Source organism: Xanthomonas populi, assembly GCF_002940065.1.
Taxonomy (GTDB): Bacteria; Pseudomonadota; Gammaproteobacteria; order Xanthomonadales; family Xanthomonadaceae; genus Xanthomonas; species Xanthomonas populi.
In genome coordinates this window covers 1-5,330 of the sequence record NZ_MDEJ01000193.1, presented here as the reverse complement: position 1 = coordinate 5,330, position 5,330 = coordinate 1, and the positions used below count along the sequence as shown (strand labels likewise).

The window sequence follows — 5,330 nt, the reverse complement described above, 5'->3', positions numbered from 1 at the left end:
CCATGCGCGCACTTGTTTCTACACGATCCGGGTGCAACCAGCTGATCTATCTCGGGAAAACGTGGGGAAACCTCAGGTCCCGATTCCCCAATCCCTCACTCAGAACTTCGCATCCAGCGTCAAAAACACCTGCCGCGGCGCGCTGGCATGGAACGCCAACTGACGCCCATTCGGATCGCTGTTGGCGAACGCGGTAAGGTTGGAAGCGTAACGCTTGTCGGTGATGTTGGTCACCTTGAGCGAGAGCTTGAGCCCTTGCAGCACGCCAGCCTGGCCAAAGTCGTAGCCCGCACCGGCATCGAACGAGGTGTAGCCGCCAAAGCCCTGATCGTTGGTGTAGGTGTAGTAACGCTGGCCCGTGTATTTGCCACGCAGATTGACGTTCCAGTTTGCGTAATTGAACGCGATTTCGCTGGCGAACATGCGCTTGGGCGTATCCACCGTGGTCTTGCCGGCGGTGGCAATGGTCACCCCGTTCTGCACGTAGTTGTCGTCGTAGGTGGAGCGATTGATCGAGGCCGAGTTGTACCACTGCAGGTAGCTGGTGGGCTTCCAGATGATGGTCAGTTCGCCGCCGCGGCTGCTCACCGAACCCACGTTGAACAAGCGCGTGGTGCAGGCCGGTGTGGTGCACTGCTGGATGCGGGCGCAGGGATTGAGCGAGAGCAACCGGTTGTCGAAGGTCACGTCGTAACCGACCAGTGAGGCTTCGAAATGGTCGCGCACAAAGCGATAACCGGCTTCCACGGTGCGCGACTTCTCCTGCTCCAGCGCACCGACGCTGGCATCGAACGAGGCCTGCGTCACCAGCAACGGACCACCGGCGCCGCCGCCCTGGAACGCGGCGATATTTTCCGCGTACGAGGCAAACACTTCCTGCCCGTCTGCGATGCGATAATCCAGGCCGACCTGCGGCAGCACCGACTCGCTGGCCTTGATCGAGCCGGTCGGCACCGGCGCTTCCACCGCCACGCCCGGCGTCTCGCGCGCGGTCATTTCGGTGCTCGGGCTCTTGATGCCCAGATCCACGCTCAGGCGCTCATCGAGAAACTTGACGTTGCCCTGCACGTAGAACTGCCGGGTGGTGATGACGTAGTTCTGCGAGAACAAGCGGCGATCCGGATCCTGCAGGAACTTGTCGTCGCTGACCGTGCCATCGATCCAGTAGAAATTGCGCTCCACATCGTGATGGTTACGCTCGTACCACAGCCCGGCTTCGAGGTGATGCGGGCCCAGATCCCAACCGAGCGAGGCGATGCCGCCGGTGCGGTTGATCCAGTAATTGGTACTGCGGATCGAGATCGGTAATGCCTGCGGCATGCCCGGATTCGAGGCCTGGCCTGGCGACCACCAGTGGCCCTGACCCTTGTTTTCGTGGTGATAGACCTGGGTGTGCAGGCTGATCGCATCGTTGGGCTGGAAGTCGCCGGCCACATAGAACAGATCGTCATCGCGCAATGCGCGGCTCTGGTAATAGGCATCGTCGACATTGTCCACGCCGCCACTGAAACCGCAGCGCGCCGCGTTACGCGTAGCCGGTGCGCAGTACGCCGCGGCCAATGCACGGTTCCAGTCCGGCGCGTACAGATTCCAGTTCCAACCCAGGCCACGCGCCATGCCGCTCTTGGACAGATACGCGTAGTCGGCCTGCGGAGTGCGCGAGGTATCGGCGAACGCGGTCAGCTTGCCGGTGTCGAACTGATACACACCCTTGACATTGAACTGACGCGTGGTGGTCGGCGAATCCGGGCGCGGCTACATGCCGGCTTATGCAGTGATCCCCGACAGATACGCCGAAAAACCGTTGTAATCGCCGGCATCCGCACGCAGAAAGGTGCGGCGGTTTGCATCCGCCCCCACCGTCTGCGACACCTGCCCGCCGAACGCGCTTGACGGGTCAGCCGAGTAGTACTGGATGGTGCCGCCAAGATTTCTGGTGGAGGCGGTGCCCAGTGCACCGATGCCCGATGCCAGCTCCACACCGAAGTTTTCCGCAATCAAGGCGCGGCTGATATTGAGGCCGTTGTAGTTGCCATACGCGTTGTCGCCCAGCGGCATGCCATCGAGCGTATAGCCCAGACGCGTGCCGTTGAAGCCGCGCAGGCTGATCGTGTGCGATTCTTCGTTGGCACCGAAGGCATCGTTGGATTGCACGTTCACGCCCGGCATGCGGTTGAGCAGCTTCTGGATGCTGGTGCCCGGCGGCAACACCGGAATGTCCTGCTGGGTGATGCGCTGCACCTGACGCGTTTCGCCCTGGCCGATCACCGAGACCGCATCGAGTTGCTGCACGGTCGTGCCAGTATCGGCAGTCACCTCGGGATCGGCGGCATAGGCGGCCGGCGACAGCACAAGCGCGGCGAGGACGGCGGCACTTAAGAGATGGGTCTTGGGCATGAGCGGCGCGGGGACGAGTTAAAAGATGACGGCAAGCGTCCGACAGCTGTCTTGCGCCGATGCGACCGGGACATGACGGTGCTGCGACAGCGGCTGCGCATCCCTCGCCAGCGCTGCGTTGCGCTGGCATGCACATGCATCTGCACGTCGTAATCTGCCAGCTCTTGCTTGCGCTTTATCTGAGGGTTGGTCCATGTCTCATCGCATTGCTCGCTCTTATCCTCGGACGCTGACCGGCATCGCCATCGCCGCGCTGGTGGTCGGTAGCGGCGTGGTAAGCGCGCGAGAAAAGGCGGCATCGACGGGCTCGGTGATCGCGACCGATGCGCGCGGGTATCTGGAAAAAGAACAGTTGCCCGACAGCCTGCGCCTGGTGCCGCCACCGCCGCAGGACGGCAACGCCGCGTTCGCCAACGATCAGGCCGTCGCCACGTCCATGCTGGCCCTGCGCGACACACCGCGTTGGAAGTTGGCCACACAGGACGCGGCCCTGAGCTTCCCCGCAGCGGCCACCCATTTCAGCTGCGCGCTCGGCATCCAGATCGACCAAGCCCACACCCCGCACCTGCTGCGCCTGCTCGAACGCAGCATGCGCGACGCTAGCAGCAGTACCAGCGCGGCCAAGGCACGCTACCAGCGCCCGCGCCCGTTCATGCGCAACGACCAACCGATGTGCACGCGCGCCGACGACGCGGCGCTGCGCCAGAACGGCTCTTACCCCTCCGGCCACACCGCCATCGGCTGGAGCTGGGGCCTGATCCTGGCCGAACTGGCGCCCGCGCAACGCGACGCCCTGCTCGCCCGTGGCCGCGCCTTCGGCGACAGCCGCCTGGTCTGCAACGTGCACTGGCAGAGCGACGTCATCCAGGGCCGCATGATGGGCGCCGCCACCGTCGCTGCCCTGCACGAAAACCCTGAGTTTCTGAAAGACCTGGTGGCCGCGCGCCGCGAGATCGCACAGGTGGGTGTGAAACAACCTGCAACTCCAACTGCATCGTCAACGTGCGATGCCGAAAAGGCAGCGCTGCAGCCGGTGTTGCCGGGTGTGATGTAGCGGTATCGCGGCGTTGCTGCGACCGCCGGTCTGACAATCGATTTCACCAAACGCCACCGGTCATAGCGCATGCGCGCGCATGCCGACGCGTAGCACCAACACGCGTGGTGGAAAACGCGGCTGCGCAACGCAGTCTTGGCTCGGAGTCAATAGCGGCGAAAGCCCCGCTACTTGCCGATGCAAAAACTCGAAAAGATCTTGCCAAGCAAGTCGTCGGCGCTCAGCTTGCCGATGATGTCGCCGAGTGCTGCGTGCGCCAGACGCAGTTCTTCGGCGGCAAGTTCGAGTTGTTCGAAACCCAGTTCCAGATCCGCCGCATCTGCATGCTGTTCGGCGCGACGCAGTGCCTCGACATGCCGGGTGCGTGCGGAGAATTCGCCGTCAACGCTTTCCACGCCATCGCCCAGTGCGAGTTCGCACAGGCGGATGTGCAACCGCTCCAGTCCCTGCCCGGTCACTGCCGAGACCGCGATCGCATCGCGATCAAGCTGCGCGGGTTCGACCAGCAGATCGCACTTGTTGTGGATCCACAGCTGACGCGGCACGGCATCGATGGCATCGCCGATGGCATCGCGCGCGGCTTGCGGGTCACGTGCGTCCAGTACCACCAGCGCCAGGTCGGCGCGCTGTAGTTCGGCGCACGCACGGCGCATGCCCTCGCGCTCGATCGCATCGCCGCCCTCGCGTAGGCCGGCAGTGTCGACCAGGGTCAGTTCGAAGCCATCGAGCTGGATGGCTTCCTGCAAGGTGTCGCGCGTGGTGCCGGCGACATCGGTCACGATCGCACGATCGCTGCCGGCAAGTGCATTGAGCAAGGAACTCTTGCCGGCATTGGGCGGGCCAATCAACACCGCATGCAGGCCGTCGCGCAATTTGCGTCCGCGTTCGGCATCGCGCAGTAGCTGTGCGAGCAAGCTGCGTGCCTGCGTCAATCCATCACGAACTTGCGTCCCGCCCAGCGTTTCCAGCGTTTCCAGCGGCTCATCGGCAAAATCAATCGCCGCCTCCACCTGGATGCGCAGACGCGTGAGGCTGTCGCTGACTGCGTCGACGCGGCGCGAGAACACGCCATCCAACGAACGCCGCGCTGCACGTGCCGCACGCAGATCGCCAGCAGCGATCAGGTCGGCGATCGCTTCCGCTTGGGCAAGATCGAGCTTGCCGTTGAGAAACGCACGCTCACTAAACTCGCCCGCGCGTGCCTGACGCGCTCCCAGTGCGATGCAGCGCGCCACCAACTGCCGCAGCAACACCGGGCTGCCATGGCCTTGCAATTCCACCACTTCTTCGCCGGTGAAACTGTGCGGCGCCGGAAACCACAGTGCGATGCCATCGTCGATCACCTCTCCCTGCGCATCGCGAAAACGCGCATGGCGCGCCTTCCGCGGCTGCAATTTGGCAATGCCCAGCGCGGCGGCGATCTGCGCGGCCTGCGGGCCAGACATCCGCACGATGCCGATGCCCCCGGTTCCGGCGGCGCTAGCGATAGCAACAATGGTCGATGGCGAAGAAGACATAGGCTGATGGTACGGCGTGTGGTCAGAGACGTGGCTTGCATGCGCGGCTGCTTTGTAGCTGCAGTTTTAGAGATAGGCCGTAAGCCTTGCGCGCGATGGATCGATCTTCAGGACACAGGTCCAAGGTTGCCTGCAGTCTGCTTGCCATAACCGGCTGACGCCGACATTCCGGCGCAACTGGTGCACAGCCCCTGGCAATGCAATGGCGGTGACAGCACAGCAGCGTTCTTGGTGATGGAAAGAACAGATACGGGCGCACATGCAGAAAAGCCCGCCTTGCGGCGTAATGCTGTTCACTTAAGGGCACCTCGAACAACCAAGTCGTAGCCGTGGTGACACGCACTGGATGATGACCATACCTT

2 protein-coding genes and 1 pseudogene are annotated in these 5,330 nt (G+C 63.4%); 1 reads left to right on the top strand and 2 read right to left on the bottom strand.

The window, feature by feature from the left end:
* Positions 1–99 precede the first annotated feature (99 nt).
* A pseudogene (locus tag XpopCFBP1817_RS19275) lies at positions 100–2,397 on the bottom strand (TonB-dependent receptor).
* Positions 2,398–2,590: 193 nt separating this feature from the next.
* On the opposite strand from XpopCFBP1817_RS19275, the gene XpopCFBP1817_RS19270 reads away from it, so the two are divergent.
* A complete protein-coding gene (locus XpopCFBP1817_RS19270; RefSeq protein WP_128418321.1) occupies positions 2,591–3,451 on the top strand; it encodes an acid phosphatase in 861 nt (286 codons plus the stop codon).
* A 167-nt stretch (positions 3,452–3,618) separates the two neighbouring features.
* Here the strand turns inward: XpopCFBP1817_RS19270 and mnmE are convergent, their stop codons facing one another.
* Positions 3,619–4,968 carry a tRNA uridine-5-carboxymethylaminomethyl(34) synthesis GTPase MnmE gene (mnmE, locus tag XpopCFBP1817_RS19265; protein WP_128418320.1) on the bottom strand — a complete coding sequence of 450 codons (1,350 nt, stop codon included), beginning with the start codon at positions 4,966–4,968 and terminating at the stop codon, positions 3,619–3,621.
* Positions 4,969–5,330: the final 362 nt, after the last annotated feature.

Bases quoted from the DNA above. Each gene is read 5' to 3' on its own strand.
- XpopCFBP1817_RS19270 (WP_128418321.1), top strand. From the start codon at position 2,591: ATGTCTCATCGCATTGCTCGCTCTTATCCTCGGACGCTGACCGGCATC.
- mnmE (WP_128418320.1), bottom strand. From the start codon at position 4,968: ATGTCTTCTTCGCCATCGACCATTGTTGCTATCGCTAGCGCCGCCGGA.